This window comes from Streptomyces sp. NPDC006476, assembly GCF_040612015.1.
In the GTDB taxonomy this organism is placed as follows: Bacteria; Actinomycetota; Actinomycetes; order Streptomycetales; family Streptomycetaceae; genus Streptomyces; species Streptomyces griseorubiginosus_B.
Genome location: NZ_JBEXPK010000071.1, coordinates 1 through 12,781, shown reverse-complemented (window position 1 = coordinate 12,781; position 12,781 = coordinate 1). Strand labels below are relative to the sequence as shown.

The following is a 12,781-nucleotide window of genomic DNA, read 5'->3' as shown; positions in this document are numbered from 1 at the left end:
CCGCATCGCCCTCAGATTCGGAACGACAACAACTTCGAGAAGCCGTTGCAGTCCGGGCAGGATGCTCCGGCCCTTCGGCTTCTTGCTACCACGTCGACGGTGCCGAAGGCGGCGGTCACCGCCTCGACGGCGAGCTCGTCGATCCCGTCGAACACCAGCGAGTTCCGGAACGATGCGTCAGCCTGCATGACCAGCACCGTCACCGGCCACAGCCGCCAACAGCGGATGCCTACAGCTACCTGACGGAGCGCCACTACCTGCCGTTCTACGGCGCGGCGTACGCGGTCTCACACTCGATCGGTGCATCGCAATCGAACACCATGGTCACCCTCTGCGACCGCTCCCCAAGATCTGTGCCAGAGCCCGGTTCTCGTGAACAATGCCAACCAACGAGAGTTACGCGGTGGCCCACCCCCTGTTCAGGGAGCGGTACTCACCCGTGGAAGTGCGCCCCGGGCAGACACCCGCGCACTCCCCCGGCGAGGGCACCCGCACCGCGGTGAACTCGTCCAGGCGCAGCAGTTCGCCAGGTGCAGGGCGTCACGCGCATCGGTTTTCACCCGCTCCCCGGCCGGACGCTGCAGTCTCGAGGGCGCGAGTACCTCGCAGCGTATCCCCGCTGCCGAAAGCGCCCGGGCCAGGCCGAAACCGGTCGGCCCGGCTTCGTAGACCACCGCGGCCGGAGCGGGCAGGCCACTGATCCACCCCAGGACGTCCACGTGCTGCGGCGTGAGCCGACAGCGGATCAACTCCCCGGTCACCGTGTCGATCGCGCACGCCACCACGCTGCGGGCATGCACATCCAACCCGACGCTCGTACGCTCGGAAAATACCGGGCCTCCCGCAAATGTAGGCACTACCGGCCAGGCTGCGCCCGGCCGGCAACCCACGACAACTTGCGAGCGAGGCCCGGGCCCACGACCGGCACCTACATACCGTCTAGTGAGCAGTTACGTAGTTCCACGGAGGCGTTCGGCGTCGCGGTCTGCGAGTGTTGTCCCCGTCTCATCGGGGACCTTGTTCGAGCCGCCAGCCAGGGGGGAGCACCGTGATCGCCCTATCTTTGGCCCTGTTGATCCCCGGCGCCGGCGTCATCCTGCTCATCGTGCGCCCACACCTGCGCCGCGATCTGCAGAAGTTACGCGCCTGGAACAGCGGCCACGCCGCCGCGGGGCGTTGCCTGAGCGTAGATACGTACGAGACGGAAACCGAGGAGGGCTTGCTGGTCGAGCACCTCCATCTGTACGAATTCACCGACGCCAGCGGGAGGCAGTGCCTTTTCTCGGAGTGGAGCCGCCGGTCCATGACGAACAGGAAGGGGGATTCCGTCACCGTCTACTATGAGCCGGAGCGGCCCGAATGGGCCACAGCGATCCCACCCCTTATCGGGAGGAAATGGACCATCCTCGAGCTGGTGACGGTGCTGGTTCTCTTGGCGGTTCTGGTGGTCCCAATCCCCGTCCTGGGCGTGGCCTGCGCGGTTTCCGGGTCGGCCTGCTGGGGGTAGCGCGGAGCGCCGCGAACGCGACGTGCACGACCTGGAACGGATCGACGTGAACCTCGCGGCCAAGCCCGTCTGCTAGTTCCTGCGCACCCGCGGCCTGCTCGAGGCTCTGGAACCCGCCTGTGCCGCTGCTGTTCCAGTGGGAATCCGCCGGCCGCCGCTGGCCCGTCTCGCCGGCCAACATCCACAAGGCCCTCAACGAGGCGCTGGCCGCCACCGGGCTGATCGATGAGAACGGCAAGTCCCTGCGCTTCCAGCCGCACGATTTCCGCCGCATCTTCGTCACCGACTCCATCGCGAACGGCATGCCACCGCACATCGCCCAGATCATCTGCGGCCACAAGGACATCAACACCACGATGGGCTACAACTCGGTCTATCCCCACGATGCGATCGAAGCCCACCGAGCCTTCATCACCCGCCGCCGGGTCCTGCGATCCGCAGAGGAATACCGGACGCCCACCCCCGAGGAATGGGACCAGTTCCTCGGCCACTTCGAGAAGCGGAAACTCTCGATCGGCATCTGCGGACGGTCCTTCGGAACCCCCTGCATCCACGAACACGCATGCATCCGATGCTCCCTCCTGCGGCCCGACCCCGAGCAGCGGCACCGCTTGACCGAGATCCGGGACAACCTCGTCGCCCGCATCGTCGAAGCCGAACGCGAAGGGTGGCTCGGTGAGATCGAGGGTCTGCAAGTCAGCCTCGCTGGCGCACAGGACAAGCTCGTTCAACTCGACGCCCAAGCGGCACGCACCTCCAGGGCGGTCGACCTGGGCATGCCATCATTCGGCGCGATCGTCGCCAGAGCGACGTGATCGAGGTTGAAAGCCGAAGCGGCGCCCCGGGCGGTGGCCGGCCCTCCCGGCCGGGCCCCGAAAACCCAATGTGGGAATCTGGCAGCAAGTGCAGGCAGGCGCGAGGACTCGAGGGTGAGGCACGAATGCGCGAGACCTACCACAAGGAGCTGGAGTCGATCAGCGAGAGCTTGGTGGGGATGGCGAATCTGGTCGGCTCGGCCATGGGCCGGGCCACCAGCGCCCTGCTGGACACCGACCTTCAGCAGGCGGAGACCGTGATCTCTACCGAAGCGCAGGTCGAAGACAGGCAGCGGGAGCTGGAGCATCAGGCCATCGCGGTCCTCGCCCGGCAGCAGCCCGTCGCCACCGACCTGCGGGTGGTGGTTACCTCCCTGCGGATGAGCGCGGACCTCGAACGCTGCGGCGTCCTGGCCCAGCATGTCGCCGCAGTGGCCCGCAGGCGCTACCCCGAGCCGGCTGCGCCGCACGATCCTGGAGATGGGCCAGCTCGCGCAGCGGCTGATGGCCCAGGCCGCCGAGGTGCTCATCACTCACGACGTCGACGCCGCGCTGCAGCTGGAGCGGGACGACGACCGGATGGACGAGCTGCACCGCATGATCTTCCACCACCTGATGGACGACCGCTGGCACCACGGCGTGGAAACGGCCGTCGACGTCACCCTGGTCGGCCGCTACTACGAACGCTTCGCCGACCACGCCGTCTCCGTCGCCCGCCGCGTGGTCTACCTGGTCACCGGAGAACACGCGGACGACCTGGCTGATCCGCCCGCGACACCGTGATCACAAACTCGCCCTCGGGGCGGCTCACCTCATGCCCAGGCCGCTACCGCAACGGGCCACCTGGCCGCAGCCGTCAGACAAGGACTCCGACCAGCACCGCGGCCGTCACCGTGAGCACTGCGACCGGCAGCATGACCCCACGGTCTTGGCCGAACCCACAGCCGAAACCACCGCGAGACGGTCAGGCGCCGGGCTGCCGGCCCTGGTTGTCGAGGTGGCAGCGGGCGGTCAGGCGTCAGGGTCGACTTCGGGGTGCGTGAACCGCACGGGCTTGCCCAGCGACCGGGCATAGGCGATTTCAGCTCGGGTGCTGTCTCCGATGTAGTCGCCGACTACGAGCACGTCATCAGCGAGCCGGATCTTCGCCCGGTGCAGATCGTCGAGTCGTACCTTCAGCGCCTCGGCCTCGACAGGATCGGACCAAAGATCGTGCGGCGACTTCATGTCACAGCCTGGTTTGACGACAATCTTTCCGTCATTGGTCTCCCGCAGATCGGCCTCGTTCATCTCGGTCATGAAGCGGGTGGAGCCGCAGATCACGACGATACGCGGGAGGCTCAACAGCTTCTTCGCGTCGGCGAGCTTCTCCTCGGGGGTGAGCAGTTGCGGGTATGACACTGGCTCCTCCTGGTTCTGGGGACTGCGCCTGCACCTGGTCTGCACCCTTCACGGGAACGGCCTGGCGCAGCCCTGTTCAAGCCGCTGCGACAGGTCATCGAAATCGATAGCCTGACGTGCCAGCTGGGGGGGCGACCAAGCGACGGCACTGATGCTTCCAGACGATCCAGCCAGGCGTCCTGGCCGTCCGCCAACGGGAAGGCCAGGGGCAGCGGCTCGAAACGGCAATGGAACGTCATGCCGTTGTCGCGCCCCGCGCCCGTCACGTGGTGGTCCCACGCATCCGGGACATCTGCGTCGTCGTCCACCTCCACTTCGAAGAAGGTGGTGTGGCGGGGGGAAGCGGCGGATCGGGTGCGGCGTGTGCTCCTGCGCGAGGGGGCGCAGCACTCGCACGCAGGTCAGCCCGCACTCCTCCGCGACTTCCCGCAATACTGCCTCTTCCAGCGGCTCCTCCGGGGCCACACTCCCCGCCGGAACATGCGTGCCGGGCGGCAGGTCCGCGTCGTGGTCGAACACGAGCTTGAAGATTTCCCTGCCGTGTCCGAGGTAGTCGGTCGGTCCCTTAAACCCTGGGAACCACAATGCCTGAGGAATGCTCAGTTCCTGTGAGATGTTGCCGTTCCAGTACCAGACGTGGTCACCCGGTTCCAGCGTCATGTTTCACACCTTTCTGTGCGGAGAGTCCGGTCGCGGGGCCTGGACGGCGTCAGCCTTCCCTGCCGGATCCGGCCATGGAAGACGGAAGCCGTGCCCACGCCCCGCTGCGAATTCAGGCCCGGACGATGTCGAAGTACGCCTTGTACGAGGCTTCGCCATCGCTGATCAGTGGCGTGGCGATGTGGTAGCGGATGTCCCGCTCGCCCTGCAGGCCGGCACCCGCCAGGGTGCACATCTGCTTGGCGCTGATCTGCGCGGCCACCGTGCCAAGGACATCGTCGCCCGTCCCCAACAGTTTGTTGATCGCGTTGGCCAGCACGGGGACGAGCGCGGCGAGCGCAGGCTCCAACACTGCCACCACGGGAGCCCCGATCCCGGTGGCCGCAAGGGCTCCCCCGGCTGCCGTCACCACGCCCGCGACCCCCTTGGTGACGAGGTCCTTGTACGCGTCGGGGTTGCCCTCGTCGTGCTCCATGCCGGTGACGGAGAGGGCGAGGCCCCACGGACGGCCCCGGTAGATGTCTGCTCCGGGGTGGGGAAAGGACCCGCCGGCGTCAACGTCGTCGTACACCTGCGTCCGGAAGGTCGGGATCTGCGCGCCCGACCCCACGCCGCCGACGATGAAGTAGGGCTCGTCGGAGCCGGAGGCTTCGTCGCTCTCGCCGAAGCAGTTCATGCCGCGGTAGCGGACCGCCACGTCGCCGATGTCGATCGCGCCGGTGTCCGGCCACCAGTACATGCCGCCGTGCTCGAAGGTGGCCAGTCGGCCGCCTTCGGGAAGGTCCGTCTCCCCGCTGGTGGGGTAGCCCAGCCACCCCTTTTCCCAGCCGAGTTGGCTCCACTTGCCGCGGATCGCGCCGTACACCTCGTGCGCGCCGGTCTGCGGGGTCCAGTAGATGGATGCCTCGGGGCGTCCGGGCAGGTGCATCGCGCGATAGTGGTTGAAGCGGCCACGGCCGTCCGGGCAGCCGAGCTCGTCGGTGAGCAGGTAGCCCCAGTGCTCGCGGCCCACGGCCTTCCACTGCGCGCAGATGGCACCCCACGTGGCGAAAGCGCCGAGCTGCGGGTGCCACGAGATCACCCCGCCCGCGAACTCCTGCGCGCGGCCGACACCGTCGAACGTGGGTCGCTCGATGTCGAGAGCGTCACCGACCACGGAGCCGGGACCGCCCAAGGCGAGCCATTTGTCGCGGATGGCGCCGATTACTTCCGGCATGACTTCCTCCTGAGGGGAATTGATTCGAAGTTCTGCAATGTCGTGTGTGCGGTGCCGCGGGCCTCGGCAAGAGGCCCCCACCTTTGTTCGCGTCCTCGGGGCGTCGTGCGGCGCACGATCGGACGCGCACGTCGATTTCTGATAGGGCGGCCGCCCGTCCTCGATCCCGACGGTGAAACCGCGGGACAGACTCGGAGAGCCGGTCGCCGGGGAGCTGGCGGTGATGATCGACTCGGTCGCACGCGTATCGTTCTCGTCCTAGTGCGGACTCCGGGGCGGCGGCTCACGCGACGACGGCGACCACCTGCGCGACCACGCCGACCGCCCGCACGACGCTGTCCATCACGCTGCTCAGGTCGACGTTCACCTTGGCGTCGGCTCGACTGGTCGCCGATGCGGCGATGTTCGCCCAGTTCTCGGCGATCACGCCGTTGGTAGCGCTGACGTTCCAGTTGTCGTCGGAGGAACCCGACGTCACCGAGCCGGCGATGTGCCCTGTGTGCTGGAAGGTGTACGCCTGATCGACCAGATCCTTGACGACCCACGCGAGCACGGTGTTGTAGGGGGCCAGACCTGAGTCGTGGAAGTGCCCCGAAAACGTGTACGAGCCATCCTGGCGCAACACAAGGTGCGAGTTGCCGCCCGCCGCGACGCCCGAGGAGAACACGATCGGCGCGAAGGTGAAGTCCAGCGAAGCCGGCACATCGTGGGGCAGTACGAACACGAACCCCTGGGCGACGTGCTCCCCGCCCCCGTCGCACCGCCCCTTGCCGGGGAACCCGTCGTAGAACATGGCGGAGCACTTGCCGCAGTACCGCCAGGCGTCCTGCGCGTTCCCGGTCGGCGGCACGTCGTGGGGCAGCACGAATCCGTACCCGGCGGCCGCGTGCCCGCCGCCGTCTGTCGGGCAGGCACCCTTCTGCGGGAACCCGTCGTAGAACATCGCGTGGCACTTGGCGCAGTACCGCCAGGCGGCCTGGGACTTCGGGGCGGGCGGGATGTCGTGCGGCAGGGCGAACACGAAGCCCGACGCGACATGCGGGCCCTCCGCCGCGCAGCTCCCCTTGTCGGGGAAGCCATCGAAGAACATCACGTTGCATTTCTGACAGAAGCGCCAATCCAGTTGCATCCCCATGACAGGTCTCCTTGATCATGTCGAGGGCGCCCGAGAGTACCCATCGCTTGCCGGTCAGTTCGTCCACGGCTGTTGCGGGTCAGGCGAGTTCGCCGATCTCGAGGTAGAGCTGCCGCTCAACCTCGATCCCGAGCGTGAAGCCGCGGGAGAAGCTCGGAGAGCGGGTCGCCGGGAAGGAGGCGGTGACAACCTCGCCGACGCCAAGCCGGTGCTCGACACCGTCGCCCCGGCCGAACGAGACGGGCTGTGCCTGCTCGAAACGCAGCGCCGACACGTCGTCGTCGAGCGGGTGGCCGACCTGAGTCCGGACGGTGCCGGGGACCAGCCGCACGCTCAGTACCTGGTCGAAGCTCGGCCGCTCACGCAGCTCGTGGACCAGATACATGTGGTTGTCACACCCGAAGCACAGGTACCGCAGCTCTCGCCCGGGCACGGGCTCGGTGTCGGTGTCGCTCTCGGTGTCGAGGCGGCTGAACCAGACCATGTGCCGGACGTCCGCGCGCACCCCGGACGCGATCGGAGTGCCGCCCCGCTCGAAATGCCCGCGCACGAGGGTGCCCTCTATCGCCGTCCGGCCCGGGGCGCCGACACCGGGCTCCAGCTCGGCGATCGGGAAGGGGGAGGGGTCGAAGGTGTATATGCCGTCGCCGTGCCGCGTGCGGTCGGCGCGGATGACCTCCAGTGCCGGGCCGAGCTCGACCTCGGCGAGGACCTGGAAGTTGTGCGGGCACTCGTACGTCGGCAGGTGCGACAGGTACGTCGGGCCCTCGCCGAACAGCAGCATGCCGCGCCGGCCCGTGGTGTCGCACTCACCGGCGCCATGCCGGTGACCGCTGTGGTCACTGTGCCGGGCGGTCGTGGCGGCTCCTGGACCGGCGTGTGTGGGATCGGTTTGGTGAGGCATGTCCGAACGGTTGCACCTCGACCTGCTTGCGTATCTTGCGCCGACCTTGCGGCCCGGGCAGCATGGCGAGAAAACGGTCTGTAGCAAAGTGATAACCGAAGGTGCTGATGGAGTTCCGGTTGCTCGGCGAAGTGCAGGTTCTGGCCGCGGGCCGGCCGCTCGACGCTGGACCGCCGAGGCAGCAGGCTGTGCTCGCAGCGCTGGCGGTGGACGCGGGGCGGCCGGTCCCGATCGAGGCGCTCATCGACCGGGTCTGGGGCGAGGCAGCTCCGGTGGAGGCTCGCAACGTCCTCTACTCGCATCTGAGTCGGCTCCGCCACGTGTTCAGGGAGGCGGCCACGCTCGGTGACGGCGTCACCGTGCGGCTCGAGCGCCGACACGCCGGGTATGTGCTTCACGTCGACCCGGACCGGGTCGACGTGCACCGGTTTTGGCGGCTGGCCGATCAGGGCCGCGACGTGTCGCGTGCCGACGCGGACCGGGCGGCCGTGCTCGCGCAGGCGCTGAGTCTCTGGCGCGGCACGCCCCTGGCCGCGCTGAGCGGCGACTGGGCGGCCAACGTCCGTGAGAACTGGCACCAGCGCCGCCTGGACGCGGCCGTCCACTGGGCGCGCGCCGAGCTTCGGCTCGGCCACGCCGAGGTGGTGATCACCACGCTGCCCGGCCTGATCGGCGAGTACCCGCTCGCCGAGCCGCTGGAAGGCCTGCTGATGGAGGCGCTGCACGCTGCAGGCCGGGACGCGGAGGCCATCGACCGTTATGCGACGGTACGGGCGCGGCTGGCCGAGGCCCTGGGCGCGGACCCCGGTCCTGCCCTGCGCACCTTGTACGAGGCGATCCTGCGCGGCGAGCTGCGCACCGGCTCCCCTGCCGGTCAGGCGGCCGCCGACACCGTCAAGGCGGCCGTCCCAGCCCAACTGCCCCCGGACTTGTTCGGCTTCACCGGGCGCGAGGCACAACTGCGCGGGTTGGACGGTCTCCTGGGCCTCGCCTCCCCGGTCTCGGACCGGCCCGCCGGCCCTCCGGTGATAGCCACGATCGACGGGATGGCGGGCGTCGGCAAGACGGCCCTGGCGGTGCACTGGGCACACCAGGCGGCCCACCGGTTCAGTGACGGGCAGCTGTATGCGAACCTGCGCGGGTTCGATCCGACCGGTTCTCCCGTGACCGCGGAGGAAGTGATCCGCGGGTTCCTCGACGCGCTGGGTGTGCCGCACACCCGGATCCCGGCCACGCTGACGGCGCAGGTGGGCCTGTATCGCAGCCTGCTGGCGGGACGGCGGCTGCTCCTTCTGCTCGACAACGCGCGCGACGTCGAGCAGGTGCGCCCGCTGCTCCCCGCCGCGCCCGGCTGCATGGCGCTGGTGACCAGCCGCAACCGGCTCTCCGGCCTGGTCACCACGGTGGGCGCGCACCCGCTGACCCTTGAGCTGCCGTCGCTCGCGGAGGCGCGCGACCTGCTGGTACGCCGGCTCGGCGCGAGACGGGTCGAGGCGGAGTCGGACACCGTGGACGAGATGGTCGCGATGTGCGCACGGCTGCCGCTGGCCCTGGCCATCGTGGCCACCCGCGCAGCCACCCAGCCCGGCCTGCCCCTCGCCGTGCTCGCGGCCGATCTGCGCGAGGCCCAGGGCGGGCTGGCCGAGTTCACCGATCCCGACCTGGAGAGCGACGTCCGGGCCGTCTTCTCCTGGTCCTACCGGAAGCTCAGCCCGGCGGCCGCGCGGCTGTTCCGGCTGCTCGGAACGCACCCCGGACCCGACATTGGCATGCCGGCCGCGGCCAGCCTGGCTGGGGTACCGGCCGCCGAGGTGCGGCCCCTGCTGGCCGAACTGACCCGGGCCAACCTGCTGGCCCGCACACCCACCCGGTACGCCTTCCACGACCTGCTGCGCGCGTACGCCGCCGAACTGGCCCGGACGCTCGACAGCGACACTGACCGCACCGCCGCGCTGCACCGGGCACTCAGCCACTACGTGCACAGCGCGTACGCGGCGGACCAACTGCTGAACCCGCTCCGGGACGATCCCACGACACCACCGCAGCTCCTCGCCGGTGTGGGCCCCGAAACACCACCCGACCAGCGGGCGGCACTCGCCTGGTTCGGCGCCGAACACCGGGTGCTGCTGTCCATGCTGCGCCAAGCCGCCGACGACGCCCTCGGCTGGCAACTGGCCTGGGCCCTCACCAGGTTCTTCGCCTACCAGGGCCACTGGCACGATTCGATCGAGGCCCTCACCACGGCACTGCGGGCGGCCCGGCGGCTGGCGGATCCGCGCAAAGAGGCCTTCGCACACCGCTTCCTGGGCTGCGCGTACATCAGGCTGAGCCGCTACGACGAGGCGGACGCCCGCCTGAGCGACGCGCTGCGGTTGTACCGGGCGGCCGGCGACACCGCTGGTGAGGCGCACACCCACCGCCAGCACGCCTGGCTGCTGGAACGTCAGGGCCTGTACCGGCAAGCGCTCGGCCACGCGCGACGCGCCGTCGACCTGTTCCATGCCGCCAGCCATGAGCCGGGGCAGGCCAGAAGCCTCAACGCCGTCGGTTGGTTCCTGGCCGTGCTGGGCGACTACGCACAAGCCGTCACGTACTGCCGGCAGGCGCTGGAGATGCAGCGACAACTCGGCGATCGATTCGGCCAGGCGGAGACCTGGGACAGCCTGGGCTACGCCAACCAGCGGCTCGGCCACCATGACGCGGCCATCTCGTGCTACCAGACCGCGGTCGCGCTGTTCCGGGAGTTCGACGACCGGTACAACGAGGCTGACAGTACGGCCTCCCTGGGCGACGCCCACTACGCCGCCGGTGACGTCGCGTCCGCCTGCGCCGCGTGGCGGTGCGCCGCCGACATCCTCGACCTCATCCACCACCCGGACGCCGCAGCCGTGCGCGCCCGCGCCGACCAGGCAGAACAAACCGACCCGGAGGTTCCAGATGGACAACGTAATCGTCAGCCTCAGTGACATCGAGGCGCTGACGCAGGCGGTCGACAGCGGCACCCTGCCCGCGCAGGCTCTGCTGCGCTGCCTGCTCAACGCGATCGTCAGCGCGGCCGACGGCGAGGAGTCGATCAGCGTGAACGTGAAGGTCGAGACGGTGCAGGACATGTTCGAGGCCGCGTTCGCCCCCGAACCCGCGCCCGACACCTCCTCTTCCGGACACACGGTTCATGTGACGGTCTCAAAGATCACCCGCTGACGGCATAGCATGCGTACCGTCCTCGTCTCGATGCCGTTCATGGGACTGGACCGCCCCTCAATCCAGCTCGGCCTGCTCAAGGCCATCGGCACCAGGCACGGCCACACGGTGCACAGCCTGCACGCGAACCTCGAATTCGCGGCGCGCCTCGGCGCCGAGTACTACCGCACGCTCGCCGAGCCGCGCGGCCCGCAGATCGGCGACTGGCTCTTCTCCGCCGAGGCGTTCGGCCCACAGGCACCCGACCCCGACGGACGCCTGCTGGACGACTTCGCGGCGGAACTGTCGTACCTGCCCGGCACCCACCAGGCGGTACGTGAACGACTGCTGCGGATCCGGGACGACGACGTCCCCGCATTCCTCGACGCCCTGGTCGACGCCCATCCCTGGCACGAGGTGCAAGTCGTCGGCTTCAGCTGCACGTTCCAACAGAACGCCGCCTCGTTCGCGCTGGCGCGCCGGCTGAAGCAGCGCCACCCGCACCTCGTCACAGTCTTCGGCGGGGCGAACTTCGACGGCGAGATGGGCCTGGAGCTTCTCCGCCGCGTCGAGTCCGTCGACCTGGTTGTCACCGGTGAGGCCGACGCGTCCTTCCCACGCCTGTTGGACACGCTCGCTGGCGGAGCCGACCCGGCAACCGTCCCCGGCGTCTCCCGCCGGTCCGGCGACCGGCTCGCCACACGGGAGCCCACGCCTCCCGACGGCGACCTCGACGCCCTTCCGGCACCCGACTACAGCGAGTACTTCGAACGGGCGCAGCGCCTGGGTCTGTTGTCCCGGGCGGCCCGTCGCGAGGTGTGGATCCCGTTCGAAAGCTCCCGCGGGTGCTGGTGGGGCGCCCGGCATCACTGCACATTCTGCGGCCTCAACGGCACGTCCATGCGGTTCCGGGCCAAGTCCCCGCAACGGGTCCTAGAGGAATTGGCGGAACTCGCCCGGCGCTACCGCAGCTTCCGCTTCGAGGCCGTGGACAACATCCTCGACCTGCGGTACCTGACGGAACTGTTCCCCGTCCTCGCCGACACCGGCACGGACTATCAAATCTTCTACGAGGCCAAGGCCAACCTCACCCGAGAACACCTGCGCATCCTGGCCCGCGGTGGAGTGACCCATCTGCAGCCGGGACTGGAGTCGTTGAGCTCTCACGTCCTGCGCCTCATGGACAAGGGGGTGCGAGCCGCACAGAACGTCAATCTCCTGCGCTGGGCACGGTATTACGGCATCGATGTCGCCTGGAGCATCCTGTGGGGCTTCCCCGGCGAGACCGAAGCCGACTATGCCGGTCAGGCTGCGGTCGTCCCGGACCTGGCACACCTGCAGCCACCCGAGAACTCCGGCCGCATCTGGCTCGAACGCTTCAGCCCCCTGTACACGGACCCGGTGCGCTTCGGACTACGGCGCCGCGAACCGGAGCGCAGCTACCAGTACGTGTACCCGAAGTCGATGGACCTGGACCGGATCGCCTACTTCTTCGACTACGAGGTCGACGGGACCTTGCCCGAGGACACCTATGAACCCCTGCGCGCCGCGCTCGCCACCTGGTCCGGCGCCTGGCACTCCCCGCAGCGCCCCGCACTGACGTACCGGTCGGCGCCGGGCCTGGTCCAGATCCACGACAACCGGCCACGTGAGAGCGCAGGAACCTACACCTTCGAAGGAACCCTCGCCGATATCTACCTCGCGTGCGCGGACCGCGCCGTGACCGCATCCGCGATCCGCGACAAACTCCGGCCGGCGCGTTCCATCGCCTTCATTGAGGAGGTACTCGAGGAGTTCCGGCGGCGCGGCCTCGTCTTCCGCGACGAGGCACTGACATTGGCACTGGCAGTGCCGGCGGGGGCGGGCCGCTAGTGTCCTGCGCCAGAGATCCGTCGGCAGAAGCGGGCGAGGGAGTCGAGGATCTCTTCGGCTGTCTTGGTCCAGATGAATGGCTTTGGGTCTT

At 68.9% G+C, this 12,781-nt stretch carries 12 protein-coding genes and 1 pseudogene; 6 read left to right on the top strand and 7 right to left on the bottom strand.

Annotated elements, in window-relative coordinates; genetic code table 11:
- Window positions 1-11: 11 nt before the first annotated feature.
- Window positions 12-203 carry a hypothetical protein gene (locus tag ABZZ74_RS43210; RefSeq protein ID WP_356949613.1) on the bottom strand — a complete coding sequence of 64 codons (192 nt, stop codon included), beginning with the start codon at window positions 201-203 and terminating at the stop codon, window positions 12-14.
- Between the two features lie 216 nt (window positions 204-419).
- Complete coding sequence (locus tag ABZZ74_RS43205) at window positions 420-761, bottom strand: hypothetical protein (RefSeq protein ID WP_356949633.1); 342 nt, start codon at window positions 759-761, stop codon at window positions 420-422.
- Between the two features lie 287 nt (window positions 762-1,048).
- Between ABZZ74_RS43205 and ABZZ74_RS43200 the strand changes: the two genes are divergently transcribed.
- The 3 genes and pseudogenes from ABZZ74_RS43200 to phoU all read left to right on the top strand — a co-directional run bounded on the left by ABZZ74_RS43200 (window position 1,049) and on the right by phoU (window position 3,105).
- On the top strand, window positions 1,049-1,507 hold the full coding sequence (locus tag ABZZ74_RS43200; protein WP_356949612.1) for a DUF3592 domain-containing protein: 459 nt from the start codon (window positions 1,049-1,051) through the stop codon (window positions 1,505-1,507).
- 119 nt (window positions 1,508-1,626) lie between these two features.
- Complete coding sequence (locus tag ABZZ74_RS43195) at window positions 1,627-2,322, top strand: tyrosine-type recombinase/integrase (protein ID WP_356949611.1); 696 nt, start codon at window positions 1,627-1,629, stop codon at window positions 2,320-2,322.
- Between the two features lie 125 nt (window positions 2,323-2,447).
- Window positions 2,448-3,105 (top strand): annotated as a pseudogene (gene phoU / locus ABZZ74_RS43190) (phosphate signaling complex protein PhoU).
- A gap of 228 nt (window positions 3,106-3,333) precedes the next feature.
- On the opposite strand, the gene ABZZ74_RS43185 reads toward phoU, so the two are convergent.
- From ABZZ74_RS43185 to ABZZ74_RS43165, 5 genes are all read right to left on the bottom strand, one after another.
- Window positions 3,334-3,723 (bottom strand): hypothetical protein, encoded by a 390-nt coding sequence (locus ABZZ74_RS43185; protein WP_356949610.1) that lies wholly within the window; start codon window positions 3,721-3,723, stop codon window positions 3,334-3,336.
- A gap of 48 nt (window positions 3,724-3,771) precedes the next feature.
- Window positions 3,772-4,383, bottom strand: a complete 612-nt coding sequence (locus ABZZ74_RS43180; protein ID WP_356949609.1) for an NUDIX domain-containing protein — start codon at window positions 4,381-4,383, stop codon at window positions 3,772-3,774.
- A 112-nt stretch (window positions 4,384-4,495) separates the two neighbouring features.
- Entirely contained in the window at window positions 4,496-5,599 is a 1,104-nt protein-coding gene (locus tag ABZZ74_RS43175; RefSeq protein WP_356949608.1) for a hypothetical protein, read from the bottom strand.
- A 283-nt stretch (window positions 5,600-5,882) separates the two neighbouring features.
- Window positions 5,883-6,734 (bottom strand): hypothetical protein, encoded by an 852-nt coding sequence (locus tag ABZZ74_RS43170; protein WP_356949607.1) that lies wholly within the window; start codon window positions 6,732-6,734, stop codon window positions 5,883-5,885.
- A gap of 79 nt (window positions 6,735-6,813) precedes the next feature.
- Entirely contained in the window at window positions 6,814-7,638 is an 825-nt protein-coding gene (locus ABZZ74_RS43165; protein ID WP_356949606.1) for a hypothetical protein, read from the bottom strand.
- Between the two features lie 107 nt (window positions 7,639-7,745).
- Between ABZZ74_RS43165 and ABZZ74_RS43160 the strand changes: the two genes are divergently transcribed.
- The 3 genes from ABZZ74_RS43160 to ABZZ74_RS43150 are packed head-to-tail and all read left to right on the top strand — an operon-like array spanning window position 7,746 to window position 12,690.
- On the top strand, window positions 7,746-10,604 hold the full coding sequence (locus ABZZ74_RS43160) for a BTAD domain-containing putative transcriptional regulator (protein ID WP_356949605.1): 2,859 nt from the start codon (window positions 7,746-7,748) through the stop codon (window positions 10,602-10,604).
- Entirely contained in the window at window positions 10,576-10,839 is a 264-nt protein-coding gene (locus tag ABZZ74_RS43155) for a hypothetical protein (RefSeq protein ID WP_356949604.1), read from the top strand. Before ABZZ74_RS43160 ends, ABZZ74_RS43155 begins: the two co-directional genes overlap by 29 nt.
- 9 nt (window positions 10,840-10,848) lie before the next feature.
- On the top strand, window positions 10,849-12,690 hold the full coding sequence (locus ABZZ74_RS43150; protein WP_356949603.1) for a RiPP maturation radical SAM C-methyltransferase: 1,842 nt from the start codon (window positions 10,849-10,851) through the stop codon (window positions 12,688-12,690).
- Window positions 12,691-12,781 lie beyond the last annotated feature (91 nt).

What these genes read in the sequence shown, in the direction of transcription:
- ABZZ74_RS43170 (WP_356949607.1), bottom strand. Translation starts at nt 6,734, where the DNA reads ATGGGGATGCAACTGGATTGGCGCTTCTGTCAGAAATGCAACGTGATG.
- ABZZ74_RS43160 (WP_356949605.1), top strand. Translation starts at nt 7,746, where the DNA reads ATGGAGTTCCGGTTGCTCGGCGAAGTGCAGGTTCTGGCCGCGGGCCGG.
- ABZZ74_RS43175 (WP_356949608.1), bottom strand. Translation starts at nt 5,599, where the DNA reads ATGCCGGAAGTAATCGGCGCCATCCGCGACAAATGGCTCGCCTTGGGC.
- ABZZ74_RS43180 (WP_356949609.1), bottom strand. Translation starts at nt 4,383, where the DNA reads ATGACGCTGGAACCGGGTGACCACGTCTGGTACTGGAACGGCAACATC.
- ABZZ74_RS43165 (WP_356949606.1), bottom strand. Translation starts at nt 7,638, where the DNA reads ATGCCTCACCAAACCGATCCCACACACGCCGGTCCAGGAGCCGCCACG.
- ABZZ74_RS43155 (WP_356949604.1), top strand. Translation starts at nt 10,576, where the DNA reads ATGGACAACGTAATCGTCAGCCTCAGTGACATCGAGGCGCTGACGCAG.
- ABZZ74_RS43150 (WP_356949603.1), top strand. Translation starts at nt 10,849, where the DNA reads ATGCGTACCGTCCTCGTCTCGATGCCGTTCATGGGACTGGACCGCCCC.